The sequence below is a fragment of the Ruegeria sp. B10 genome (assembly GCF_056539825.1).
In genome coordinates, this window is the sequence record NZ_JBQFVP010000001.1 from 197715 (window position 1) to 222186 (window position 24472).

The 24472-nt window shown below is 55.3% G+C and carries 30 protein-coding genes, 1 tRNA gene and 1 pseudogene; 19 read left to right on the top strand and 13 right to left on the bottom strand.

The annotated features are described in order from the left end of the window. Positions 1-85 precede the first annotated feature (85 nt). The 4 genes from rpmA to ACR0J4_RS01015 all read right to left on the bottom strand — a co-directional run bounded on the left by rpmA (position 86) and on the right by ACR0J4_RS01015 (position 2830). The gene (rpmA, locus tag ACR0J4_RS01000) at positions 86-355 is read right to left on the bottom strand and encodes a 50S ribosomal protein L27 (RefSeq protein WP_010440093.1); all 270 of its coding nucleotides are present in this window, start codon (positions 353-355) and stop codon (positions 86-88) included. A gap of 11 nt (positions 356-366) precedes the next feature. After that, complete coding sequence (locus tag ACR0J4_RS01005) at positions 367-978, bottom strand: 50S ribosomal protein L21 (RefSeq protein ID WP_170373741.1); 612 nt, start codon at positions 976-978, stop codon at positions 367-369. 209 nt (positions 979-1187) lie between these two features. Further along, the gene (locus ACR0J4_RS01010; RefSeq protein ID WP_170641632.1) at positions 1188-1988 is read right to left on the bottom strand and encodes a DUF2059 domain-containing protein; all 801 of its coding nucleotides are present in this window, start codon (positions 1986-1988) and stop codon (positions 1188-1190) included. Beyond that, complete coding sequence (locus tag ACR0J4_RS01015; protein WP_170641633.1) at positions 1988-2830, bottom strand: DUF2059 domain-containing protein; 843 nt, start codon at positions 2828-2830, stop codon at positions 1988-1990. The genes ACR0J4_RS01010 and ACR0J4_RS01015 overlap by 1 nt, the downstream gene beginning before the upstream one ends. A gap of 123 nt (positions 2831-2953) precedes the next feature. Between ACR0J4_RS01015 and ACR0J4_RS01020 the strand changes: the two genes are divergently transcribed. The 3 genes from ACR0J4_RS01020 to ACR0J4_RS01030 all read left to right on the top strand — a co-directional run bounded on the left by ACR0J4_RS01020 (position 2954) and on the right by ACR0J4_RS01030 (position 5277). Next, positions 2954-3043 (top strand) — tRNA-Ser (locus tag ACR0J4_RS01020). A 612-nt stretch (positions 3044-3655) separates the two neighbouring features. After that, positions 3656-5008 (top strand): DEAD/DEAH box helicase, encoded by a 1353-nt coding sequence (locus tag ACR0J4_RS01025; RefSeq protein ID WP_217357015.1) that lies wholly within the window; start codon positions 3656-3658, stop codon positions 5006-5008. 59 nt (positions 5009-5067) lie between these two features. After that, positions 5068-5277, top strand: coding sequence for a cold-shock protein (locus ACR0J4_RS01030; RefSeq protein WP_170329064.1), 210 nt, complete (start codon positions 5068-5070; stop codon positions 5275-5277). Between the two features lie 128 nt (positions 5278-5405). Here ACR0J4_RS01030 and ACR0J4_RS01035 read toward each other — a convergent pair whose 3' ends face one another. From ACR0J4_RS01035 to ACR0J4_RS01045, 3 genes are all read right to left on the bottom strand, one after another. Continuing rightward, the gene (locus ACR0J4_RS01035; RefSeq protein WP_170329066.1) at positions 5406-5552 is read right to left on the bottom strand and encodes a DUF1660 family phage protein; all 147 of its coding nucleotides are present in this window, start codon (positions 5550-5552) and stop codon (positions 5406-5408) included. Continuing rightward, the gene (locus ACR0J4_RS01040; RefSeq protein ID WP_170641634.1) at positions 5536-5769 is read right to left on the bottom strand and encodes a helix-turn-helix domain-containing protein; all 234 of its coding nucleotides are present in this window, start codon (positions 5767-5769) and stop codon (positions 5536-5538) included. The genes ACR0J4_RS01035 and ACR0J4_RS01040 overlap by 17 nt, the downstream gene beginning before the upstream one ends. Before the next feature lie 721 nt (positions 5770-6490). Next, positions 6491-6724, bottom strand: coding sequence for a hypothetical protein (locus ACR0J4_RS01045; RefSeq protein WP_170336649.1), 234 nt, complete (start codon positions 6722-6724; stop codon positions 6491-6493). Positions 6725-6859: 135 nt separating this feature from the next. Between ACR0J4_RS01045 and ACR0J4_RS01050 the strand changes: the two genes are divergently transcribed. The 8 genes from ACR0J4_RS01050 to ACR0J4_RS01085 all read left to right on the top strand — a co-directional run bounded on the left by ACR0J4_RS01050 (position 6860) and on the right by ACR0J4_RS01085 (position 12758). After that, on the top strand, positions 6860-7612 hold the full coding sequence (locus ACR0J4_RS01050) for a Crp/Fnr family transcriptional regulator (protein WP_170336651.1): 753 nt from the start codon (positions 6860-6862) through the stop codon (positions 7610-7612). A gap of 446 nt (positions 7613-8058) precedes the next feature. Then, positions 8059-8367, top strand: coding sequence for a hypothetical protein (locus ACR0J4_RS01055; protein ID WP_170336653.1), 309 nt, complete (start codon positions 8059-8061; stop codon positions 8365-8367). Positions 8368-8370: 3 nt separating this feature from the next. Continuing rightward, positions 8371-8724, top strand: a complete 354-nt coding sequence (locus ACR0J4_RS01060; RefSeq protein WP_170336655.1) for a hypothetical protein — start codon at positions 8371-8373, stop codon at positions 8722-8724. Next, positions 8714-9568 carry a hypothetical protein gene (locus ACR0J4_RS01065; protein ID WP_170545366.1) on the top strand — a complete coding sequence of 285 codons (855 nt, stop codon included), beginning with the start codon at positions 8714-8716 and terminating at the stop codon, positions 9566-9568. The genes ACR0J4_RS01060 and ACR0J4_RS01065 overlap by 11 nt, the downstream gene beginning before the upstream one ends. A 92-nt stretch (positions 9569-9660) precedes the next feature. Then, entirely contained in the window at positions 9661-10860 is a 1200-nt protein-coding gene (locus ACR0J4_RS01070; RefSeq protein WP_170641635.1) for a DUF1611 domain-containing protein, read from the top strand. Beyond that, on the top strand, positions 10857-11978 hold the full coding sequence (locus ACR0J4_RS01075; protein ID WP_170641636.1) for an alanine/ornithine racemase family PLP-dependent enzyme: 1122 nt from the start codon (positions 10857-10859) through the stop codon (positions 11976-11978). The genes ACR0J4_RS01070 and ACR0J4_RS01075 overlap by 4 nt, the downstream gene beginning before the upstream one ends. A gap of 164 nt (positions 11979-12142) precedes the next feature. After that, entirely contained in the window at positions 12143-12277 is a 135-nt protein-coding gene (locus tag ACR0J4_RS01080; protein WP_256367863.1) for a hypothetical protein, read from the top strand. Between the two features lie 79 nt (positions 12278-12356). Beyond that, positions 12357-12758: a hypothetical protein gene (locus tag ACR0J4_RS01085; RefSeq protein ID WP_170466897.1), complete on the top strand. Its 402-nt coding sequence runs from the start codon at positions 12357-12359 to the stop codon at positions 12756-12758. A 498-nt stretch (positions 12759-13256) separates the two neighbouring features. Here the strand turns inward: ACR0J4_RS01085 and ACR0J4_RS01090 are convergent. Beyond that, positions 13257-13403: pseudogene (locus ACR0J4_RS01090) on the bottom strand (IS481 family transposase); the annotation flags it as partial. 982 nt (positions 13404-14385) lie between these two features. On the opposite strand from ACR0J4_RS01090, the gene ACR0J4_RS01095 reads away from it, so the two are divergent. Next, positions 14386-14940, top strand: coding sequence for a hypothetical protein (locus ACR0J4_RS01095; protein WP_170548657.1), 555 nt, complete (start codon positions 14386-14388; stop codon positions 14938-14940). A 173-nt stretch (positions 14941-15113) separates the two neighbouring features. Beyond that, positions 15114-16142, top strand: coding sequence for an alcohol dehydrogenase catalytic domain-containing protein (locus tag ACR0J4_RS01100; RefSeq protein WP_170641638.1), 1029 nt, complete (start codon positions 15114-15116; stop codon positions 16140-16142). A 63-nt stretch (positions 16143-16205) separates the two neighbouring features. Here the strand turns inward: ACR0J4_RS01100 and rpsI are convergent, their stop codons facing one another. The 3 genes from rpsI to ACR0J4_RS01115 form a co-directional block, all read right to left on the bottom strand. Beyond that, entirely contained in the window at positions 16206-16691 is a 486-nt protein-coding gene (gene rpsI / locus ACR0J4_RS01105; RefSeq protein WP_039535473.1) for a 30S ribosomal protein S9, read from the bottom strand. A 6-nt stretch (positions 16692-16697) separates the two neighbouring features. Continuing rightward, positions 16698-17156 (bottom strand): 50S ribosomal protein L13, encoded by a 459-nt coding sequence (rplM, locus tag ACR0J4_RS01110; RefSeq protein WP_170373746.1) that lies wholly within the window; start codon positions 17154-17156, stop codon positions 16698-16700. 162 nt (positions 17157-17318) lie between these two features. Continuing rightward, complete coding sequence (locus ACR0J4_RS01115) at positions 17319-18722, bottom strand: aminotransferase-like domain-containing protein (RefSeq protein ID WP_170641639.1); 1404 nt, start codon at positions 18720-18722, stop codon at positions 17319-17321. 99 nt (positions 18723-18821) lie between these two features. Between ACR0J4_RS01115 and ACR0J4_RS01120 the strand changes: the two genes are divergently transcribed. Further along, positions 18822-19049, top strand: coding sequence for a DUF1127 domain-containing protein (locus tag ACR0J4_RS01120; protein WP_170373748.1), 228 nt, complete (start codon positions 18822-18824; stop codon positions 19047-19049). A 63-nt stretch (positions 19050-19112) separates the two neighbouring features. Here ACR0J4_RS01120 and ACR0J4_RS01125 read toward each other — a convergent pair whose 3' ends face one another. Beyond that, positions 19113-19556 carry a PaaI family thioesterase gene (locus ACR0J4_RS01125; protein ID WP_170641641.1) on the bottom strand — a complete coding sequence of 148 codons (444 nt, stop codon included), beginning with the start codon at positions 19554-19556 and terminating at the stop codon, positions 19113-19115. 58 nt (positions 19557-19614) lie between these two features. Between ACR0J4_RS01125 and ACR0J4_RS01130 the strand changes: the two genes are divergently transcribed. The 4 genes from ACR0J4_RS01130 (at position 19615) to gluQRS (ending at position 23515) form a co-directional block, all read left to right on the top strand. After that, positions 19615-20400: an enoyl-CoA hydratase gene (locus tag ACR0J4_RS01130; protein ID WP_170641643.1), complete on the top strand. Its 786-nt coding sequence runs from the start codon at positions 19615-19617 to the stop codon at positions 20398-20400. A 256-nt stretch (positions 20401-20656) separates the two neighbouring features. After that, complete coding sequence (gene trmFO, locus ACR0J4_RS01135; RefSeq protein WP_170548643.1) at positions 20657-21997, top strand: methylenetetrahydrofolate--tRNA-(uracil(54)-C(5))-methyltransferase (FADH(2)-oxidizing) TrmFO; 1341 nt, start codon at positions 20657-20659, stop codon at positions 21995-21997. A gap of 37 nt (positions 21998-22034) precedes the next feature. Then, positions 22035-22649, top strand: a complete 615-nt coding sequence (locus ACR0J4_RS01140; RefSeq protein ID WP_170548640.1) for a methyltransferase domain-containing protein — start codon at positions 22035-22037, stop codon at positions 22647-22649. Beyond that, positions 22646-23515 (top strand): tRNA glutamyl-Q(34) synthetase GluQRS, encoded by an 870-nt coding sequence (gluQRS, locus tag ACR0J4_RS01145; protein ID WP_170641645.1) that lies wholly within the window; start codon positions 22646-22648, stop codon positions 23513-23515. The genes ACR0J4_RS01140 and gluQRS overlap by 4 nt, the downstream gene beginning before the upstream one ends. A gap of 55 nt (positions 23516-23570) precedes the next feature. On the opposite strand, the gene hisI is transcribed toward gluQRS, so the two are convergent. Further along, complete coding sequence (gene hisI, locus ACR0J4_RS01150; RefSeq protein WP_170641647.1) at positions 23571-23960, bottom strand: phosphoribosyl-AMP cyclohydrolase; 390 nt, start codon at positions 23958-23960, stop codon at positions 23571-23573. 48 nt (positions 23961-24008) lie between these two features. Between hisI and ACR0J4_RS01155 the strand changes: the two genes are divergently transcribed. Then, entirely contained in the window at positions 24009-24461 is a 453-nt protein-coding gene (locus tag ACR0J4_RS01155; RefSeq protein WP_170641649.1) for an iron-sulfur cluster assembly scaffold protein, read from the top strand. Positions 24462-24472 lie beyond the last annotated feature (11 nt).

A 24472-nucleotide genomic window follows, 5' to 3' on the forward strand; every position in this document is an offset into this window, starting at 1 on the left:
ATCACGACTGCGTTAAAACGAAAAAGGGACCGGCATTTTCTGCCGGTCCCCCATGAATTTTTTATTAAACCTTCTGGGTTTCGGCTTACTCTGCGGCCTCCGCCACTGGCAGGACCGAAATGAAGGTGCGGTTTTTGAGTCCCTTGTGGAACTTCACAGCGCCATCAACGGTTGCAAAGATGGTGTGATCTTTGCCCATGCCTACGCCTTCGCCCGGCCAGAACTTGGTGCCGCGCTGACGTACGATGATGTTGCCTGCGATGGCCGCCTGGCCACCATACAGTTTCACGCCAAGGCGGCGACCAGCTGAGTCGCGACCGTTACGGGAGGAACCGCCAGCTTTTTTATGTGCCATTCTCTCTCTCCTTAGCCTTGAGCCAGCTCTTTGGCTTGCTCAACCCATTCGGGCTTCACTTTGATGGTGTCGATAGCAGCAATCTGCTCGTCCGACAAGGCGGCCAGAGCGGCAAAGCTCTCGATACCGGCTTCAACCAGCTTTTTGGCAGCGGCAGGGCCAACACCGTTCAGCTTGGTCAGATCGTCAGCGGCAGCAGCGGCGGGTGCCTCTGCTTTGGCTTCCGCTTTTTTGGCAGGCTTTGCAGCAGGTGCCGCTTCGCCAGCCGGAGCAGACCCGGTTGCAGCTTTGATGCCCGACTTGTCAGCGCCCGACGAAAGGATGTCGGTGATTTTGACCAGAGTCAGCTTCTGACGGTGGCCAACGGTACGCTTCGAGCTGTGCTTACGACGGCGCTTGACGAATTTGATGACCTTGTCACCTTTGATCTGTTCGATCACTTCGGCCTGTACGCCTGCGCCTTCAACGAAAGGTGCGCCAACAACCGGAGCGTCGCCGCCCAGCATCAGAACATCGTTGAATTGAACTTTTTCACCTGCGTCGGCAGCCAGTTTTTCAACGCGGAGCACGTCGCCCGCCTGAACCTTGTACTGCTTGCCGCCAGTCTTGAGGACCGCAAACATGCGTCTTTCCTTTTCTAACCCGCGTTCTGTGGTCCCCTACCGGGCGTTTTGGGCTTGAAAGCCACCTCGAACAGCGCGCCCTGTTTGGGCTGTGTGGAAGACCCCGTGAAGTTTCAAAGGGTCATATAATAACGACACCCGGCGCGGAGAACCGGCCGGGATGCGCGCTTATCCACATAATGAAAGGCAAAGTCAACACTCAAAACTGGTCAGAGATCAGAGGATTGCCAAACCTGCGCCACCGCCGCACCCAGACTGTACGAGATCCCATCAAACATCTCGTCAAACCCTTTGAACAGGGCCGCGTTCAGGGCCTGCCCGGTCTCGGTTCGAGAAAACGCGATATTCTCGCGCATCTCGACCTCATCCAGCGGTTGATAGGCCAGAAGCAGAAAGGAATACAACCATGTGGTCGTCTCCGCCGTCACAGTTTCTTTCTGCGCCAGCAACCCATCCAGAACCTCTTCGTATTCGGCCAAACTGTCGCCGTAGAGCCCTAGGAAAAAGTTGTAATCCGCACTCAGCGAGCCTTGGACATTCTGGTCAATCAGGTCGTTCGCGCGGATATATTCCTCGACCAGTTCGAACCGGGGCGAGGCGGGTTCCGTGCCCTCATAGGCCTCGTTCGCCATCTCTTCGATTGCCTCATCTGCAAAGGCTTTGCGGGCCGAGTTCTCCAGCGTCACGATCGTCTGCCCCAGATCGCTTTCGAAGAAAACGATTGCCTGGTCCATCTGCTCCTTCGTCATGCCCTCGGCGAAGGCTTCGGTCAGACGAGACTTCATCCAAGAATGGTTATAGATCTCTTGAACCTGATCGTGAAACAGAGGGCCTCCGTCACCGTCCAGCAGGCTCTCTTCGAGTTCCTGCTGATGGACCATGCCTTCGTCGATCAGAATTCCTACAACCTGATCCAGCTTCATGGCATGCGCCAGCCGATTGGCCCGCTCATTCGCGACAGCTGGCAGCGCGCAGAGAAACGCCACCACAAAAGCAAGTGCCAGACGCATCAGATATCCTGAGCCGGATGAAGGTCTGCCATCCGGGCTGCCAGAACCTCGAACCGCATCGCCATGATCTCATATTGGATCGCGTTCAGAAGCTCATAGACCTCTTGCATCAATGGCTGTTCAAGCGCCTCGGCATAGGCCTCGACCTCTTCGTCCGAGAAATCCTGATAGGTATAGGCAGCCCCTGCTAGCGCTGAAAGCTGCAGAGCTTGACGCATCCCGGCCTCATTCTGCCGCAGCATCAACCGCAACTCATCCGCGTCCAACTGCAGGTCGATCACGCCAGACGCGCTGGCCGCCAGAAGAAACCGCAATTGGATCTCCTGCAGGGCACGCAACGAAGTCCCGCTGGCATCAATCGCATTGTTCATCCGCTTGAGCTGCTCCACACGGGGCGAGCCATCCTGCACAAGGCCAGCAACAATTTCCTGTCCCTCCTGCTGTTTGGCCTCTTCATCCTCATTCAGATGCGCCGCGTTTTCGACCTCAACCAGCCTTTGCCCCAGATCCGAGGCATAAAACTCGACCGCATGGGCCAGCGCCTCATCGCTCAGCGTCTCTTCGAGAATCGAGACCGCCGTTTCATGCATGAGCTCGGTATCGAACACCTCTTCGGTCAGACGGGTCCAGTCGGATCCGAAGCCATCGGGATCAATGCCCAGCATTTCAGGGGCGGAGCCAGACGCTAGCGCGATACTCTCCAGCGCCACATCAAACCCGGTGGTATTGAGGAAGGCTTCGATCCGGTCGCGATTGGCCGCAGCCGAAGAAACAGGGATCAAAACAAGTGCGACAAGCAGCGCGAGCAATGGGACAACAGAACACTCAACTCGATTTTTCATGACTATCAGCCTAGGTGTTTTGTTGCGGCAGGCAATGGAAAATCCAAGGAATGTGATTTCTGGGAATTTTCTGCTTGCACCCCTGAGCGTTCCTCACTAAATCCCCCCCTCACAGACCCCCGCGGAGAGGTGCCGGAGTGGTCGAACGGGGCGGTCTCGAAAACCGTTGTGGGTGCAAGCCCACCCAGGGTTCGAATCCCTGTCTCTCCGCCATTATTTCGCGACCAGTACTGTACCTGAATACATTCTCGTAGCCCTACTCACGACCGAGTGCACTTGTCTTGAACAACAGATGGGTCTGCTTTCAGGTAGATCAAAATAGTTTTTCATTTTCTTTCCCCAAAAAAATCTACTGAGACCAGCATCCTCATTCACGATAGCTATTTCGGCCCATAGCCGACATCTGCCACCCGTCTCGATGCTGCGGTTGCAACCCGCTTTGCCGACATTCGCTGCGACAGCAAAATTTGGGCGAGCCTGAATTCACAGATCGCGGACAAATCCGCCACTCCGTTCGCCGAGGACATGGCGGCAATCAGCAAACCGGACATTCAATCCAAGACTTTGCTATTCCGGCTTTGCGGACAACGTAACCTTGGCAAATGTCTGCTCTTAAATGAGTTGTTGCTTTCTTAACCTTTGCCCTGTAGGTGAGTCGCAACGCCGCGTGTGGATGACCAGATCAGCGGCAAAGTATTCTCGCCCATGATTCCCAGATCGTTGTCTTGAATAGCTCCTTGAGAGCAACGAAACGACGGCGGCTATTTCATACGAGCTTCCCAGTAGATTAGAGAGACCAAGTGCCGATAGCGGTGAACCGCGTTTATGGCACGAGACCAAACGCTTTTGACGACATTTGACACCCTCGGCCTTGCCGAGCCCATCCTGAAGGCCATCAAGGCTCAAGGATATTCGACCCCTACGCCCATTCAGGCCAAGGTCATTCCGCTGCTGCAATCTGAGCGCGACGTGATCGGCATTGCCCAGACCGGCACAGGAAAAACCGCCTCATTTGTATTGCCACTGTTGCATCGGATTGAGCGTGAGAGATCAAAACCCGCTCCGAAACAGTGCACGACATTGATCCTGACGCCGACGCGCGAGCTTGCGGCGCAGATCGTGGACAACATCCGCGCTTACAGCAAGTTCAGCCAGATCACGGCGACACTTGTCGTCGGTGGCGTACGCCCCGGCAGGCAGATCAAGGCTCTCAGCGGCGGTGTGGACATTGTGGTGGCAACACCCGGACGCCTGCTCGACCACCTTGGCACAGGCGTTATCAACCTGTCCGCAACCAAAGCCATTGTGGTGGATGAGGCTGATCAGATGCTGGATCTGGGCTTTCTGCCCAGCATTCGCAAGATCATGGCAAAACTGCCCGAGGCTCGCCTGACGGCACTGCTTTCGGCAACAATGCCGGGGCAGATCAGAAAACTCGCTGATGACTTCCTGAACGATCCGGCAGAGGTTCAGGTGGCGGCTGTTTCAAAGCCGATTGAACGGATCGCGCAGAGCGTCCGGCATGTGGCCAAGCAGGACAAACGCCGTGTATTGGCAGACATTCTGTCGGACAAGGACGTGCATCGCGCCGTTGTTTTCACGCGCACCAAACGCGGGGCTGACAACGTCTGCAAGTATTTGTTTGCCGCCGGGATCAACTCCGCATCCATTCACGGGAACAAAAGCCAGCCTCAGCGCGAACGCGCCATGGCGGGGTTCCGGACAGGGGCGACCACCGTCCTTGTGGCAACCGATATTGCGGCACGGGGCATCGACTTCGACGATGTGTCTCATGTGGTGAATTATGAGCTTCCGAATGTGCCGGAATCCTACGTGCATCGCATCGGCAGGACCGCTCGCGCAGGCAGAACCGGCACCGCAATTTCACTGTGTGATCGCGAAGAGATGCCCCTCCTGCGGGATATCGAAAAGCTGATCGGCAACAGGCTGCCAAATGGCGATGAAACGCAAGCCGAGCCTGCGAAACGCAGTCGGGTTGCACAACCGCAAAAGCCCTGTGCTGCCAAAATTGCACCGTCGCCAAAACCGCGAACGGTTGGTCACGCAACGCGTCAGCGGAACGGGCACCAAAAACACAAGATCGACCCCGCCCAAGCGCAGGACGGTCTTATGCGAATGCTCTCCAATATTGGTGAGTTCACCCAACCTGCTGCCTAACGCAGCAAACAGCCCCGGCCAATCCCGGCGGGCGCACATGTCATTGAAAGGATAATCTCATGACGACCGGAACAGTAAAATGGTTCAACGAAACTAAAGGCTACGGCTTCATCGAATTGGATAACGGTAGCGGCGACGCATTCGTGCACATCAGCGCGGTTCAGCGCTCCGGCCTCGACAGCCTGAAAGAAGGCGCAAAGGTCGGCTTCGATCTGAAAGAAGACCGGATGCGCGGCAAGACGTCCGCCGAAAACCTGCAATTGCAGTAAATTGCTTTTAAGCAACTCCACTCAGCGGCCATATTGGCCGCTGAGTGGTAGATCCTGAAATCGCAAACACTGTCTTTCGCTGCTTTTCGAAGCAATGGCGCGATTGGATCTGTGTTTCCTACCCCCCTTTAGTGAACTTCATTGCAGTGGATATCTCCACCCACCCCGCAGCGAAGACAATGATGAAAGGGGTAGGTCGATGCCCAGCGAACGCGCCACTTGTGCCCAAATATCCTGCAAAAAATCCGCTTCATACCGTCACCCTTTTTGATCATCTTCAAATTCCTGCAATACTTTTTTACCCAACGCGGTGATGCGGTATGTTGTACCTTGTCTGGATTTTGGTGAATCTCGCGTAGCCAGTCCTTCCGAAACTAAGCGTTCGAGCTGAAATGTAACTCGGTCTTCGACATCGCCACTGACCAGCGACAACGTGTGTCCGCCTGATATAACCAGGGTTTTCAGAGCGGTAATGTCACTACGCGATCTCATGGCAACGCCTCTCCTTGACTGCGCTTTCGGGGTGGCTATCCGCCGATACGAACCCCTGCGACTTCACAACAACTACACTATACGGAGATGCGTAGAACGGTGCAGAGAATTTGTTAGGCCGGCTTGCATCTGCGGAATTCACACGAACTCCAACATCCATTCCGAGCAAACAAAGTTCAATGGCCGAAATGCACCGATTGCTCCGGTTAGAACACTGCGCGGCATTGGTCAAAAAGGGCTCCCTGCCGACATCAGAGGCAACGCAGTATCAGCTGTCGCATGGCGAGAGGATACATCACGGACGGCCCAAAGGAGACATCCAGTGCACCCCTCGGATGCTGCGGCTGCTGACCGCGTTCCTGCCGTTCGCTGCGCAAGCGAAATATGGGCTTTGGTGAACTCACGGTAAGCTGACTTTGCCGTCTTTCGATCTGGAGCCTTCGCTAAAGCAGCACTTGCTCGCGGTCGCGGCGTACTTATTGTTGCGTCGCGGCAAGTGTCACCAATCAGGTCATTCGCAGCCGTTGTATTTGCGTTAACGGGAACCGTACCTTCGCCGCGGCTCGGTCGGACGAGCAAGACGCGGGATATGGCAAGTATTGAAACATTGGTTTTTGCTTCGTGTTTGAACTGATTAGAAACGAGACGCCAATTTTGTGTCTTCTTGCTGTTAAGCTTTTTTGACGAGCATAATCTTGTTTTTCCGATACGGGACTTTACGCTACTGCCGAACCCGATAGCCGGAAGCAATGATCCGGTTAATGAGAAAGGCGACGGCCTGGTGCATATCCTTTTCATCGTTATTGCCGACCGCTGTTTCGTGGGCAGCAGCTGCGTCACGCAGAACTCCCACAATTTCATGTTCGGGCAGGAGCTCACGATCTTTGATTGCAAGCAAAAGCGCTTCACAAATTGAGAGTGCGGCCATTCCAGAGTGGTCTTGCCGGTCAGCCATGGTAGACGTCCTTTTTTAACAGGCGTCCAAGCAAGGAAGCGCCACAATGAATTGCATCATACTGGCATAGATTGCTGTATACTTAACTGATCGAAAGCAGTCTTGTCGTCGGATAGTTTCGCGAGCTGCTCATCGATGAAGGAAGAACACTTGCGCACTATCAAAAACAGTCCACTCACCCGAAAGCTTTCAAACTTCGTCGCTCTGACTGAGGTTGAACTTGCGGCATTGGCACGCCTGCACAAGCGTCGCAGAACCTTTGAAGCCGGACGTGACCTTGTGCATCAAGGGCAATCAGAGCAGGCTGCCTACATTCTGGCCTCGGGCTGGGTTTGTTCCTACAAAACCCAGACTGACGGGTCGCGTCAGATCGTCGATTTCCAAATACCGGGTGACTTTCTGGGCTTGCGAAGCGTTCTGCTGCACACCTCGGATCACAGCATAGAACCAATCATGGAAATCCAAGCCATTGAAGTAGTGGTGGATGATCTCCTGGAAGCATTTGCGCAAACGCCCCGGCTGGCGACAGCAATTCTTTGGGCGGTCTCTCGAGATGAAGCGATGGTGGTTGAGCACCTGGTCAACATAGGACGGCGAGATGCGGGTGAGCGCATGGCGCATTTTCTATTGGAACTTGGTGTGAGGCTGACTCAGGTCGGGATGGCAAGCAAGACGGGATACGCCTGCCCACTGACACAATACCACCTTGCCGATACGCTGGGACTGAGTGCCGTACATGTTAATCGTGTCCTACGGCAACTGCGGGAAAAGGGGCTGGTTACTTTTCAATCCGGGCAAGTGGTATTTGATGATTATGACGGACTGGTGACGTTGGCCGGTTTTGACCCCACTTATCTGGATCAGGCCGGGCCACTGTTGAAGCAATAAGTTCACCCCTTCAGCGATGCCGGGATTTTGATGATAGTTGCCTGGTTAGAGACGCCATTCGCTTCGGCAGATTTGGGATTTCACTGAAAAAGAAGCGCAAGATAAATACAGTCCGATTGCGGTACTGGATTTCCTGCGCTTCTCAAATACTCGTTAAGAACACGCCAGCAAATATCCCGCCAACACACATCACGTTGCAGGAATCCAAACATCGTTGCACTGACGCAGGTTAGTCAATTTTTGGCAGTACCTGATCCTCGGGCACTAAATGCATTTGAGATTCCAATAAAATCTCAGGTCATTGGCCGCAGACTAACATCGATCAGCGCGCGTCTGCCATTTGCACATTATTCTAAATTACAACGCCAGTACTACCGCGGCGCTTACGAGCGTGTACCGCGGCAGACTGCGCGGGGAAGATCCAACAAACTATATGGAGGACCAAGGTGAGCACGAGATCGTCCAGTTCTTTGGTGACGTTTTCAAATCCGTTCTCTTTGTCCGGCTACCCGGATGAACTTCCTGCAGGCGAGTATGAAGTAGTTGTTGAAGAAGAACTACTCCAGGGCCTGAGTTTCGAAGCATATCGAAGAACCGGAACCTACCTGACCGTTCAGGGCAAGGGCAGCAAGCCAGGCCGCACAGAAATGCGCCCAATTGACCCAGAAGATTTTGAACTGGCGCTCAAGCACGACCAGACCTTGGCTACATCTAACAATGACAGCGATGCGGCGCTTTCCCCGCAGGAGGAATAGATTATGAACACGCCCGAATGGCTTAAACCCGGAATCTACGGTGCCCTGATCGGAGGGGTTTTCGTAGGCGTCGTTGGATTTTCTTGGGGTGGATGGATGACCGGCGGTAGCGCGGACAAGATGGCCAACGCCATGTCCCGCGACAATGTAATCGCTGCGTTGGTTCCGGTCTGCGTCGACATGGCGAGAACTGACGCCCAACGCGCCGAAAAACTGACGACAATCAAAGAAGCTTCGTCTTTCAAGCAGAAGGATGCCGTCATGGCCGCTGGCTGGGCAACGGTACCAGGATCCCAAACTCCAAACAAAGATCTGGCGCAGGCCTGTATTGAGGGGCTGAACCTGGATGAATCGTAACTCAACAACTCAACTTTCGGACGACGCCGTTTGCACCAGGACAAATAGAAAAAATCAGCACTGGTTTTGCTCTCACTTCATGACTGCGTTGTTTGTTGCCGTTTTCAGCTGCTTGGTGGGCTCCTTTATCTCATCAAGTCCCGCATCGGCCGAAACAAATTCGATCCCGGATAACGCGCATCCCAAAAAGTATGGCGACGGTTGGGAATGCGATTTGTCCTATCGGTTGGAAGGCGAAGAATGCGTGGCCATTGTCGTGCCGGGAAATGCCTACCCCACAAACAGAACCTACGGCTCAGGGTGGGCATGTATGCACGGCTTTGTTGCAGTTGGCGGCACCACATGCACTGAAGTGATTGTGCCTGAGGGTGGATATCTCGATCCATCAGGTGAGAGGTGGCGGTGCCTGCGTGGATACACAAGAGTAGACGATAGCTGCCAGAAAATCGTGGTGCCGGATAATGCTTACCTGACGAACAGCACTTATGGATCTGCATGGCGTTGCAACCGTGGCTACGAAATAGACGGAGAAGCATGCGTGGCAGTAGCGGTGCCGGAAAACGCTTTTCTGAACGCATCAACCAGCGGGCGTCCCTGGACATGCGAGCGTGGGTACTTTGAGCGCGACGGACGGTGCGATGCCGTCTTTGTGCCTGAAAATGCTTTCTACGATGACGCGATCCATGGAGTTGGATGGAAATGCGAACGTGGCTACGAGGCGTCCGGTGATCGCTGCAATGCAATCGAGCTACCGGCAAATGCCCATATCGACCGATCCGGCAATGGGTGGCAATGCCACAAAAACTATCATCGATCAGAAGGGCTGTGTGTTCTGAACCAGTGAGAATTCAGACAGAAAGCCCACTTTCCCAAACTTCACAATTTTTGCCCGTCCTTACCAAGGACGCGCGTTTCACACTCTAAAAAGGAACAAATATGAAACCCGTACCCCTTGCGTCGGATGCCAAGCAGTTCGTTGCCAGCGATGCGCAAAAGCTGGCGCCTGAACAAGCAGTTTTTCCAGAGCTTCACCGCAAGACACTCGTGACAGATACACCGTCTGCAATTGTGTATTGCGAAGGAAACTTCGCAAAGATCGATGGCAAGACGGCTAATGGTCTCGTTCGACATTCACAGGCCTATCGCGTTCTTTCGGTGATCGACAGCACGTATGGCGGTTGTGACAGTGGCAAAGTGCTTGATAATATCGCAAATCAGGTTCCCATCTTCGATGATCTTGATGCCGCCGTCGCTAATGAAGCTACGATCCCCGACACTTTTATTTACGGAATGGCGCCGGCCAGCGGCAGAATGTCCCTTGAGGATCGCGAAGTTGTTGTGGATGCGATAACGCTCGGAATGAACATCGTCAGTGGGCTGCATGAATTTCTTAGCGATGACAAGGAGCTCGCCGGATTGGCCAAAATTCACGATGTCACGATACGCGACATTCGCAAGCCGCGGCCAAATCCCGACCTGCGCCTGTTAGATGGCAGTATTGGAGACGTCCAGGCGATCCGCATCGCGGTGTTCGGCACCGATTGTGCAATTGGAAAGCGTACAACCGCGACAATCCTGACAGGCGCACTTAACGCGCATGGGATCAAAACAGTTTTGGTCGGCACCGGCCAAACTGGCTTGATGCAGGGCGCCAAGTATGGTGTCGCGATGGATTCGGTGCCGCCGCAATTTTGTTGTGGCGAACTTGAGCGCGCTGTCGTTGCGGCATCCGAGGGTGAGCACCCGGATGTAATAGTGATCGAGGGCCAGGGCGCGCTAAGCCATCCGGCTTTTTGCACATCAGCCTTCATTCTGCGAGGCAGTCAGCCACATGCAGTTATTCTTCAACACGCGCCTAAACGAAAACGTCGATGTGATTTCCCCAACATGACTATGCCCGCCCCTTGCGATGAAATCACCCTGATCGAGGCATTTGCGAACACAGAGGTAATTGGCATGACGATCAACCATGAAGGAATGAATGATGTTGAGATTTCAAAGGCCATCACAGACTACAACTGCAAATTGTATCTCCCGGTCACTGACGCATTGAACCGACCTCCAAAAAACTTGGTGAATATGGTTCTATCTGCCTTTCCGCGCTTGCAACCCTTACGTGTTACGACGATTGAATGAGCAAGCTGCGTATCGACGTTGATCTGGACAAAATTCGGTACAACACACGGTTCCTGGTCGACCACCTTAGACCCCGCGGAATATCGGTGACAGGTGTGACAAAAGCCGTTTGCGGTCATCCTGAGATTGCGAATGCTATGCTTGAAGGTGGCGTGACAGGGCTGGCGGACGCGCGGATCAGCAATATCATGCGTATGCGCGATGCTGGAATCTCGTGCTCCATATCCTTGATCCGAACGCCCATGCTGAGCCAGGTCGCGCAAGTCCTTGATAACTGCGATGTCAGCTTCAACACTGAGATGGACATTATCGCCAGCCTGGCCATCGAGGCGCTGGGGAAGAACATTACTCACAATATTATCCTGATGGTGGAAATGGGGGATATGCGGGATGGCATCTTGCCTGAACACCTTGAAAGCACTGTGTCTCAAATTCTTAGAATGAAAGGGATTTCTCTGAAGGGGATTGGCGCAAATTTTGCCTGTCTGGGTCATGTGGCACCCTCTGCAGGAGCAATGGAATTGCTTTCGTCGCTTGCCGCCGACACCGAACTTGCAAGTGGACCCGCTCTGGAAACAGTGTCAGGCGGCGGCTCTGCCAGTTTGCCATGGGCGCTTGGCAAGGGGGCGACCGGAAAGATCAACAACCTGCGTCTGGGTGAGGCCATCCTGCTGGGTACCGATCCCGTTTCGGGATACGCGATCGACGGGCTTTACACAGATGTTTTTACGCTTTGGGCGGAAGTGATCGAAACGAAGACCAAATCAAATCCAAATCCCTTGCAAATGAATTATCCTATACCTTCAATGCAGTGTGTGACTTTAGACAGTCCTTCGAATACTCGGTCGATCCTTGCGATCGGACTCCAGGACACTGATGCGGCGGGTCTAATATTCCCTGCTGGCGTCACGTTCGTCGGAGCCACCAGTGATCATATCGTTGTAGAAAACACCAATTGGCTGCTTCGCCCTGGTGGCGAGGTGAAGCTGAGAATGAAGTATAGCGCGCTCTCGCGCGGCATGGCTGCACCCGATGTAGCAAAAGTCTTCCATGGTGATAGCGCTTTGGTTGACTGCAACGCAGCGAACACTGATCGCCCATACTCGAATCGAAAATAGCGCGCCAAGGTGCCGCCGCCTCGGTTCTGCTTCAGCCATTCGTCTTATTCTACGGCTTTACGTAGTAAATGAGGCACCCAATCCCTATATTGGACGTAGCCGCATTCACTTTTCACACCCTATCTGGGCTCGTAGGTGTTGCGGACAATCAAAGGATCAAAATGATGTCTTTCAAAGACCTGACGACCAGAGCGGCTGCCGCACTGAAGGAAAACGATGCGGACGCGCCGAAAAAAGAAGTTACGTCTGAAGCGCCTGACGTCGTCCCGGAAAAACCAAAGCCTAAACCTCAAAACTGATAATACCCTGCCGGGAGTGGGTGGCTTGTTCTTGTCTGCATCTCCGAGCGAGCGGTATCAGCAAAGGAGAATTACCCAAATGAACCAGATAATCAGCAAGACAATCGCAGTCTTTTCCAGGCCGTTTACTTTCCCTGGCTTCGACGAATTACTCCCGGCAGGCGAGTACGACATAGAAACTGAGCTTTCCGCACCACCAGATTATTCGGACCCAGAAGCCTGGAAGGCCTCGGTGTTAATCTGTCTGCATCCACGGAAATCTTACCCCGGTCTGGCGCGTACCTTGACCGTTTCTCTTACTGATTTGGAGAGAGCCCGCGCAAAGGATAAATTGTCTTCAAAGCAGTTGTCGCAGTTCTTGCTCGACCAACTTTTGGCCGATCCCATGGTGCAATTGATTATGGAAGCGGATGGCGTTTCAGAGACTCAACTTCGGCACCTCTACTCGGAGTCGCTCATCTCTGAGGCAGACGACATATAATCAGATCAACGAGCCCTACCGCGAGGATGCGGAAACGGTTCTCGGTATACTTTCGCTGTCCAAGCTGCAGAGAACGAAGGAATGCCGGTTCGTCCTATTAAAACCCCTCGGATTACAGGCCGTCCCATTGGACAGACTGAAATAGGCAGCTCCTTCAATCTCAAGGCTTAGGGCTCGGAACTTTCTTTTCCAGTCGCTGTATAAACCAAAACAGAAATCGAGGCTAAGAACTGATGGAAGACTCCGACGACGAAGCAGATACGATCATGGCTCGCGCCCACAATGACGTGCCGCAAGAACGCCCGTGTCTTCGTTGCAGAACTCCATTCTGGAGCGAAGGGTTCGGAGAGCGGATTTGTCGACGCTGCAAGGGGTTGAACGCGTGGCGAAATGGCGTATCGGAAAGCCCTGGGTTTGCTCGGCGTCGCTGATGTACTGACATGTAGTGGTTCCGATGTGATCTGACAGTTGGCCGTTTTTCCTGTGGTGTATGCCAGATTAAGTTTGGTTCCGGATCTTTTCCTTCCTGATCTCTTTGCTCTCGATCATGGTCTGGAAGGGTATTCTTCTGCAACACATTTTGCCCTGATGAGTGTGCTCTTGGTTGTAGTGGTGCAGCCATTCTTCCAGATCGGCTTGCAGCGAAATCTGCGCCGCGAGCGCACGCAAAACAAATATGCTATGTCCGAGTTGGACTCGGAGTTGCCATGCCGTCGTGCGGCGAGATGCTCGGTTTCAGGCCATTCTGAACGTCCGCTCTCACTGTCCTGGCACCATCTCATCGCACTGGCGGCGAATGGCCGGATCCCGCCCTTCAGAACTTCAATGCGCGTTCGGTAACCGCTGACGAAATTCACTCACCTTCAATCGCTATGACGCTTTCCTATGACACCCCTACCCGCTTTCTGTGCCGAACCTGCTCATCTTGCTGTCACAAGACCCTTGTTTTATTGATATGAGGACTTTTGTCTTGATGTAGAAAACGGTCTCGAAAACCGTTGTGGGTGCAAGCCCACCCAGGGTTCGAATCCCTGTCTCTCCGCCATAATCTCCAATTGGGTTCTTTGCTTTTACAGACCGACTGGCTTATTGCTCTGCGCAAAGAGAGGGGCTGGCCAAGACCCCCTCATCCAGCCCCCCTCACACCGCCCCTCACATTCAACCACAAAGTGAGAGATCAGTGCCCCTTTTGGCCCAATAGGCCTATTCAAACAAAAAACGTTACTCGTTAATTTGGGGACCAAACCCGAGCGCGACCCCCACAATGTCACTTTTGCCCCGCCTGACTGCAGTGTCGGTCATTTTGGGGTCAAAGGCAGTGAAGTCCTTCACATAAGACCAAAAATTCGACCGAGCAGTAAAGTGCGAGCATCGTCGCAGGTTTCGCTCGGCACCACGTTCTCGTGCAACGCCCATACCTCAAACGCCAGGCTCAACGCGGTAATGCGATATCCTCGAAATTCAATGCAAAGCGCAAAGCGGTGGGCGCTTTGTCGCCGGAACAAGCCGCACAATCAGCGTAGCTTGGCCCAAACCCGTATTCTGCTGAGAAATCACAAGAATTCCCCTTTGAGTCGTCCTAGATTTGGATCATCCCAGCGGCACAAATTTCCAAAGGAGACTCATAATGTCGCGTACTCTTCTTATAATCATCGTCCTCGTCGGTCTTGGCGCGGGCGGGTATTTCTATCTCAACCAACCTGAACCGACGCCGGCCGAAAGACTTGAAGCCGCAGCCGAGGATGCGAGCGATGCCGTCAGCGAAGCGGCCTCGGCCGTGCAGGACGCCGCAAGCGAAGCGTTGGAATCGGCCACGGAACAAGCCAGCGAAGCGGCGTCATCTCTGACCGAACAGGCCTCTGAGGCCGCGTCATCTGTTGCGGATCAGGCTACAGAGGCCGCCAATTCAATCGCGGATCAGGCGTCCGAGGCTGCAGACCAAGCCGGTGATCAGGTTGCCTCGCTGGCAGATCAAGGTCAGGAGCTGTTCAACTCCTGGGTTGAAGAGGGCATGCTGACAGCTCAGAACTTCGACTATGACGCCATGGTCGCCTCGGTCCAGAACAGCGAGATGGCACAGGGTGTCAAAGATCAGGTGATCAAGATCCTGGATGAGATCAAAGCCTCGCCCGAGGCCGTTCTGACCAAGCTTCAGGACCTGCAGAATGCGATGAGCCAATAAGGGTCAGGCCGTCCACTGTCGGCCATCTCCACATGCCGCGACGTTAGACAGCGGCAGAATTGACGCGGCGCGGAGCTTTTGTTTGGCTTGACCCAACAAGAACCCCGCGCCGTTTTTCTTTGCCATCAGGCCAACTCCTGATCCGGAGAAACGCGCAATTCAAGGACTGACCAATGACCGACTTGCCCTCCACCATGCGCGCCGTTGTCCTGAAACATGACGGCTATTCCGGCACCATGACAGGCCCCAAAATCACAGACGCGTCTGAGTGGTTGGTCGATGCCGAATTGCCCGTCCCTACCCCCGGCCCCGGACAGGTTCTGATCCGGCTGCGCACCGCCTCGGTCAATCCGTCAGACATTCACTTCATCAAAGGCGAATACGGCCAACCCCGTGTCAAAGGTGCCGCTGCGGGCTTTGAAGGGTGCGGAGATGTTGTGGCAACGGGTAAAGGCGCGGAAGGTCTACAAGGACTGCGCGTCGCCTTTGTTGCCGCCGGATCGGGGGCTTGGGTCGAATATGTCGTGACCCAGATGCAAATGTGCATCCCTCTGCGCCCCGACATCTCGGACGATGACGGGGCGGCGCAGATCGTCAATCCGCTGACCGCGATGGCTATGGTTGCTATGGCCGAGGAAGACGGCGATGCGTTTGTTGTTTCAGCCGCCACCAGCCAGTTGGGTAAGCTGATGTGCAGCCTTGGGCGGGATCTGGGCTTGAAGCCCATCGCCATGGTGCGGCGCGCCGAGACTGTTCCGATGCTGAAAGAGCTTGGGGCTGCGGAAGTTCTGGTCACAACGGACCCTGACGTTTCACACCAATTTGCCGAGCTGAGTGCCAAGCTGAAGCCCCGTGTCTTTCTCGACGCCGTCATGGACCCTCTTTCCGAGCAGATTTTCTGCGCCATGCCCAATCGCGCGCGCTGGATTTGCTATGGCAAACTCGGCAGCGACGCCCCAACTCTGACCCAAACCGGGCAGCTGATCTTCATGGGCAAACAGATCGAGGGGTTCTGGCTGACAAACTGGATGATGACCACCCCGCCGGCCGATCAGATGCGCGTTGTGACCGAGGTTCAGGCGCGTTTCGCGGACGGTCGTTGGAAAACGGATGTATCCGAGCGTCTGACACTGAGCGATCTGATCACCAACCTAGCGGACGCTATGAAAACGAGCGACGGGAAGGTGATGATCGCACCCTAACCCTTTAAAAAAGAAAAAGGGCCCGCGATTGCGAGCCCTTTTGAAATTCGTTGTTCGCAGCAATTAACGCTTCGAGAACTGGAACGAACGACGCGCTTTGCGCTTACCGTATTTCTTACGTTCCACAACGCGGCTGTCGCGGGTCAGGAAGCCAGCGGCTTTCAGAGCACCACGCAGCGACGGATCGTACAGCTGCAGCGCTTTCGAGATGCCGTGCTTGACCGCACCGGCCTGACCGGTCAGGCCACCGCCTTTGACGGTTGCAACAACGTCGAACTCACCTTCAACACCAGCAACCTGGAACGGCTGGCGCAGGATCAGCTGCAGAACCGGACGAGCGAAGTACTTGTCCTGGTCTTTGCCGTTCACGGTGACCTTGCCGGAACCCGGCTTGATCCAAACGCGGGCAACAGCGTCTTTACGCTTACCGGTGGCATACGAACGACCAAGTTCGTCACGTACGGGTTCACGCACGATGACTTCTTCGGCCACGGTTTCAACGCCTGCGACGGCGCTCAGCTCTTCGAGAGTATTGATCTGATCAGCCATCGGTCATTAGCTCCGGGTGTTTTTCTTGTTCATGGACTTAACGTCCAGAACTTCGGGGGCCTGGGCTTCATGCGGGTGCTCGGCACCGGCGTAAACGCGCAGGTTGGTCATTTGCTGACGCGCCAGACGGTTGCCCGGCAGCATACGCTTGACGGCCTGAACGACAACGCGCTCAGGATGGGCACCTTCCAGGATCTGCTGTTTGGTGCGCGACTTGATGCCGCCCGGGTGGCCAGTGTGCCAGTAGAAGTTCTCTTCGCGCTTCTTGCCGGTCATCTGGATTTTGTCAGCGTTGATCACAATGACGTTGTCGCCCATGTCCATGTTCGGGGTGAACGACGCTTTGTGCTTGCCACGCAGACGCATGGCGACGATCGAAGCAAGACGGCCCAGAACAACGCCCTCGGCGTCGATCAGGATCCATTTCTTGTCGATGTCTGCAGGTGTTGCAGAAAAGGTTTTCATGGCAGGATAGTCCTGTTTGATGTGAAAGACCGCCCCAAGACAGAGCGGTCCGAATTCGATGGAGGGGGTTTAGACCTGCTTAGAATGCACGTCAACACACGTAATCAAGTTTTTATTGTTCTTTTTTAATGACTTACAAAATAGGTATTATTTTACCCCACTCTAAACGCTGATTTGTTCAGGCGGATTATCCAGTAAAGCCCGCAGGCGGAGCATCGCATCCTCGAACCTCTGCAGGGATACATGCCCGTTCATCGCAATGCGCACCGCATTCGGGGCGCGCCCGTCCCGCAGCGCGAACTCATCCGCAGATCGCAGTTGAATCCCTTCTCGCTCAGCGGCACGGCTGAACGCAGCAGCCCGCCAACCCGACGGCAAATGCAGCCAAACAAACGGCACATCAGGCGCCCAGTTTAGATCGAACCCGCCCAGAGCATTCACTGTCACCCGCACATACTCTCCCATCCGCGAGCGCACATCCCGCGCGATTTGGCGCGTGCGAGGGTCAGAGAGCAGTAGCCGCGTCAGTTCAGCCAGCGGCTGTGCCAGGCCAAAATATCCGTATTCGGCTGAACGGCGCAGATCCACGCTGCGGTCCCTTGGCGCAATGGCGAAGCCGACGCGCAGGGACGGTGTCAGCACTTTCGAAATCGAAGACACGTGCCATCCCCGCTCAGGTGCGAGCGCGCGGAAACTGGGTTCTTTTGCGTCTCCCATCCGGTAACAGTCATCCTCGACAATCTGCACATCGAATTTCCGCGCGATTTCCACGATTTCCTTGCGACGCTCCAAAGGGGTGTGCAGCCCGGTCGGATTTTGAACCTCGGGCGAAACACAGACTGCCTGCGCTGGTGTCTGACGCAGAACATGCTCCATCGCTGCCGGGTCGATGCCCCATTTGTCCATTCGGATGCCAACCACATCGGCCCGCATCAACTCTGCCGCGCGACGGAACCCAGCATAAGAAAGGTCTTCGACCATCACGATCGGTTTGGGACCTTGCAGAATGGTCTGGAATACAAGGCACAGGCCGTTCTGACCTCCGTGTGTCAGTACAATGTCGTCGTCGCTCAATTTGCCAAGCGGCAGGTCCGACAACCATTCAACAACCGCCTGACGCATAGGTTTATACGCATCGCGTGTCGGATAATTCATGAACAAGGCCGGATCCGACTGCGCGACTTTCTGTAGACATTCGCGGATCAGAGACACCTGCCCCATATCCGCAAGCCTCGGGCTGAACAGGCTGACGTGATTGGAATTCTGAGCTTCAGCCAGATGAAGCTGCCGAGACCAGACATCGTCCAAAATCGGAGATTTCGGAGGGGCGACAAATGTACCACGTCCGACCTCAGCTTGTAGCAAGCCCTCTTCGGTCAGAATCGTATAGGCCCGCGCAACGGTTCCCGGAGTGATCTGCAGGCGATACGCAAGTTCGCGCACAGGAGGCAGTTTGACCCCGATATCTAACGTCTTACTTTCAATCGCTTTTCGTATTGTATCAGCCACTAGGGTGTACTTGGGCCCTTTGGATTTTGGCAGCGTCTCCGGCCAAATTGTATCCATTACAATTCTTCCTTTGCATTTGACACAATTGCGAATGTATCAAACACATGTACCGAACATTGCTACTTTGTGTCAATACAATTTGAAAGGAATACTGAGATGACACGCACAATGCACACTCCCGCCCTTACACTGCTGAACGCCAGCCCCCGGCTGCCGCTGATCGCTGTGCTGGCCGTGCAGTTTGCGGCGGCGGTCACTCAATGGGAACGCCGTCGTCGCAGTCGCGTCAATCTGGGAAAGCTGGATGACAGGTTGCTCAAGGACGTAGGCCTGACCCGTCTGCAAGCCGACCGCGAAATCAAGCGCTATTTCTGGCAGCTTTAACCCATCCCCAGTCCCAAATTCATTTGGGACCTCTTCCCTGGCCGGGGTTCGCCCCGGCCCTTTTTATCCGAATTTTGCAGCCAAAGACCCGGCGGGCGGGATGGAATAGGTCATACTGGCCCGCGCCACGGGCTGATCTGATCCGACCGAGTAAATCAATACATCGCCAACGGCCAGAGTGCGCCCCAGTTTCAGAAGGCGACATTCCGCGACCAGATCTTTGCCCCCTTCAGGTTTGCGCAAAAAGTCCAGAGAGCTATTGGTCGTCACCGCCAAGGACTGACGCCCCTTGCGCGCCAGCACCATGGCATAGACGCAAACATCTGCCAGACCGAACATCGACGGCCCTGAAACTGTACCACCGGGGCGTAAATGACGGTCCTCGACCACAAGGCGCATGGTGATCGTCTCCTCGGTCAGGTCCTCAACCACGAAATCGCGATGAACCTGCGGGAATACCTCTTTAAGGTACTGCGACAGCTCGTCTTTGCTTAACGCCAATCCCATGCTTCCCCTCCTTAACTTCTCGCCCTAGAGTTGGCCCAACAGCCAGCGGGAGGGCAAGATGGCAATTTTGGAACGTAACGACACAGGTGCCATCGCGCGGCTGCACATGAACGCACCTGAAAGGCTGAACGCGCTGAGCGACGAGATGCTGGCCGCGCTGCAGGCCGAGTTCGATGCGCTGCGCGATGACCGCTCGATCCGGGCCGTTGTCCTGTCCGGCGAAGGCAAGGCCTTTTGCGCCGGGCATGATCTGAAACAGATGACGGCAGGTCGTCAGTCCGAGGATGGCGGCAAGGCCTATTTCCAGGACCTCTTTAACCGTTGTGCGCAAATGATGAAGTCGATTCAGTCCCTGCCCCAACCCGTTATTGCGCAGGTCCACGGCATTGCGACAGCTGCGGGTTGTCAATTGGTCGCCACCTGCGATTTGGCCGTCGCAGCCGAGGGCACGCGCTTTGGAGTGAACGGTGTGAATATCGGCCTGTTCTGCTCAACCCCCATGGTCGCGCTCAGCCGCAACATCCCCAGAAAGCAGGCATTTGAGATGCTGACCACCGGAGGTTTCCTCTCAGCCGAGCGCGCGCAGGAACTGGGGTTGGTCAATCGGGTTGTCCCTGAAACGCAACTCAACGACCAAGCCCTCGCCTTGGCCGAACAAATCGCAGACAAACTGGGGGTCGCCGTCAAAATCGGAAAAGAGGCCTTTTATCAACAACTTCAGATGCCGCTGGACCAGGCCTATGCCTATACCGGAGAGGTAATGGTGCAGAATATGTTGCATCGCGATACCGAAGAAGGCATTTCTGCGTTTATCGAAAAACGACCCCCGAATTGGTCTCAATAAGACAATTATTTCGAACATTTTTCACTACTGTCATCATTTTTGCACTTTTCAAAAGGGCAACACTGTGACAATGCTGGGTCAAGGCTAAGGCCTCACTTGCACTTTTGGGTCGCCGTGGGCGGAAGGTCCCTCCAAGCTGGTTTCTCTCACTGGCGTTGACATTCCCGCAGCGGCGACCCCAAGACCCCCCTAAAATGTGAAGCATTTGACGGTTGCTCAGTTGCGCCTGCTTGGGCTCTGCCCTATGTGGCAGCGCATGACACACTCATTGCATATCGTAGGCGGCGGCATGGCCGGGTCCGAGGCCGCATGGCAGGCGGCAGAAATGGGCGTGGATGTTGTGATCCACGAAATGCGCCCCACAGTGGGTACCTTTGCGCACCAGACCGGCAATCTGGCCGAAATGGTGTGCTCCAACTCGTTCCGCTCGGACGATGATGAACAGAACGCCGTGGGTCTGTTGCATTGGGAAATGCGCGCGGCCAAAGGCCTCATCATGACAACCGCCGATGCCCACCGTCTGCCAGCAGGCGGAGCACTGGCCGTCGACCGCGATCCGTTTGCCGAAACGGTCACGGCCAAACTACGCGCGCATCCCCGGATCACGGTGACGGATGAAGAAGTTACCACTCTGCCCGAAGACGGTCAGTGGATCTTTGCCACTGGCCCCCTGACCTCGGCCAAGCTGGGTGAAGCCATCCAAGCCGAAACCGGATCGGACGCGCTGGCCTTCTTTGATGCCATCGCGCCGATTGTTTATGCCGAGAGCATCGACATGAGCAAAGCCTGGATGCAGTCCCGCTATGATAAGGGCGAGACCGAGGAAGAGCGCACCGCCTATCTGAACTGCCCCATGGATCGCGATCAGTATGAGGCTTTCATTGACGCCCTTCTGGCCGCCGATAAAACTGAGTTCCACGAGGGCGAAACCGCCGGTTATTTTGATGGCTGCCTGCCGATCGAGGTGATGTCTGAACGGGGTCGTGAAACCCTGCGCCACGGGCCGATGAAACCCGTCGGCCTGACCAATCCGCACCAGCCGGATGTTAAACCCCATGCAGTGGTTCAACTGCGCCGCGACAACGCGCTTGGCACGCTGTTCAACATCGTAGGTTTCCAAACCAAGATGAAATACGGCGCCCAGACCGAGGTATTCCGCATGATCCCCGGCCTGGAGAACGCAAATTTCGCACGCCTTGGCGGGATACACCGCAATACGTTCATCAACTCTCCGACTTTGCTGGACGCGCAGATGCGTTTGAAATCAAGGCCGAACATTCGTTTCGCCGGTCAGATCACCGGTGTCGAAGGCTATGTCGAAAGCGCGGCTATGGGGCTTTTGGCAGGTCGACTGGCGGCAGCTGAAATTCTCGGCCGCGCCCTGCCCGAGGTGCCGCAAGACAGTGCCATGGGCGCGTTGATCCATCACATCACCGGCGGTGCGGAGGCCAAGACGTTTCAGCCCATGAACGTCAATTTCGGCCTGTTCCGCCCTGTAGATGGCCTGAAAGGTGGCCGCCGGGGACGCAAAGACCGCTACAAGGCCTATACCGACCGCGCCAAGGCTGAGTGGACGGAATGGCTCGCGCAAAGCTGACTGGACGATAGAAGATCCAGCGGCTTATCATGCGGTTATGAGCGACAAGTTTTTCAAGGGCACATACGGATCGAAATCTCCGCAGGACACCCAAGCGCACTACCAGAAATGGGCAGCAACCTATGAGGATTCTGTCGCGGAACAGGGATATGCCACTCCAGGTCGGGTTGCCAAAGCGCTGTGGTCCAAGAGGCCTGAGGCGCAGACGCCCATTCTCGACTATGGCTGTGGAACGGGGTTGTCCGGTGTTGCACTGCGCTCAGTTGGGTTTGAAGTGATCGACGGAATGGACCCCACGCCCAATATGCTTGAGGAGGCCAAAGCCAAAAACGTTTATCGTGCGCTGATCGGCTTTGACATCTCTGATCCCGAACCCATTGAACACGGCGCTTACTCAACCATTTCAGCCATCGGAGTGATCGGTGCCGGAGCAGCACCGCCTGAAACTCTAGACCTCCTCATGCACGCGCTGCCCAAGGATGGTCTGCTGGCATTCTCTTATAATGATCATGCACTTGCGGACTACTCTTATACCTCACGCCTGAACGACTGGCTGGACATGGGGGCCGCGCGCCTGTTGTTTAAGGAATACGGGCCTCATCTGCCCGGAATGAACATGAAATCTGACGTGTACATACTCGAAAAGACGTGACTTTTACGACTCGCTTCGCGCCTTCTCCAACAGGTCCCCTGCATCTTGGACACGCCTATTCGGCGATGCTGGCCAGTGACATGGCTGCCTCCGAAGGCGGCACATTCCTGCTGCGGATCGAGGATATCGACCAGTCCCGTGCACGACCGCAGTGGGAAGAACAGATCTACGAAGATCTCAAATGGCTGGGTCTTAGCTGGCCGACTCCCGTTCTGAGGCAATCCGAGCGCATCCAAATCTATGAACAGGCCCTCGATACGCTGTGGTCGAAAGGTCTTTTGTACCCCTGCACCTGCAATCGCAAGGATATCGCCGCGGCGGCCAGCGCCCCTCAGGAAGGGGCACCTCTGCACGGGCCCGATGGGATCATCTACCCCGGTACCTGTCGGCACAAAGCCAGCCGAAACAGAAAAGAACGACCTAAAGACACACCGCTGAGACTTGATATGGCTATGGCGGCACAATCCGTTCTGTCACATCAGAGCAGTTTTCTCGAGCTAGGCACTGGACCAAATGGGGAAACCGGACGGATTTCCTTCGACAAGGCCGATTTGGAAACAACGATTGGTGACGTTGTCCTTTCCCGCCGAGGTATGGGCACCTCTTACCATCTGTCTGTCGTCCTCGACGATGCGGCGCAGGGGATCACCCACGTCATTCGCGGTCGGGACCTGTTTGAGGCAACGCGTATCCATATCCTCCTGCAGGCTCTGCTGGGCCTACCCACGCCCGAATACTTGCATCACCGCTTGATCCGCGACCCGAACGGCAAACGCCTTGCCAAACGAGACGACGCTCGCGCCATCGCAAAATACAGGGTCGAAGGCGCAACCCCTCAGGACATCCGCGCCATGGTCGGCCTTTGACCCCGCTTTGTCGTTTCAAAAATACTCAAACCGAAGGTAGCGACATCTGCGCCACTCACTCCATCGGTTTCATCAACTCGACTTCTTCACCGTCGCGCACGGACGTGTAGAAGCACGTCCGGCGGTTGGTGTGACACGCCGCGCCGGTCTGACGGATCACGACCAAGATGCAATCCCGGTCGCAATCAAAGCGGAAATCGACCAGTTCCTGAAGATGCCCGGACGTCTCGCCCTTAATCCAGAACGCCTGGCGCGAGCGCGACCAGTAGGTTACGCGCCGCGTCTCCAACGTGCGCTCAACCGCTTGCTGGTTCATCCAGGCCATCATCAACACCTCACCCGAGGCGTGATCCTGCGCAATTGCGGGGATCAACCCGGCTTCGTTATATTTCAGATCAGATGGATCGAACGTGACTATGTCAGACATGACAAAAACCTTTTGCATCCCGAGGACTGACCACTATGTATGGGGAACACGGAACGAGGGAAAGCCATGAGCGGCGAGAACGACCTGATAAAGCTGTACTCCGGGCGCATTCTGGCGCTGGCGGCTGATATCCCGCATCTGGATCGGCTGGATCAACCCGATGCGACGGTCAAGAAACGCTCGCCCCTTTGCGGGTCGACCGTAACTGTCGACGTGACGATGAAAGATGGGCGCGTCAGCGATTTCGGACAAGACGTCAAAGCCTGCGCCCTCGGTCAAGCGGCCGCTTCGGTAGTTGGCGACGCGGTGGTTGGTGCCACGCGTGCGCAAGTTGAAACCGCCCGAGATCAGCTGAAGGCCATGCTGAAAAAGGACGGCCCTGCCCCGGATGCCCCGTTTGACGGGCTTGAGGTTCTGATCCCCGCCCGTGAATACAAAAACCGCCATGCCTCAATCATGCTGGCGCTTGAGGCAACGGCCGAGGCAATGGAACAGGCCGAACAGTCGAACTGCGCCTAAGCTTGGTGTTT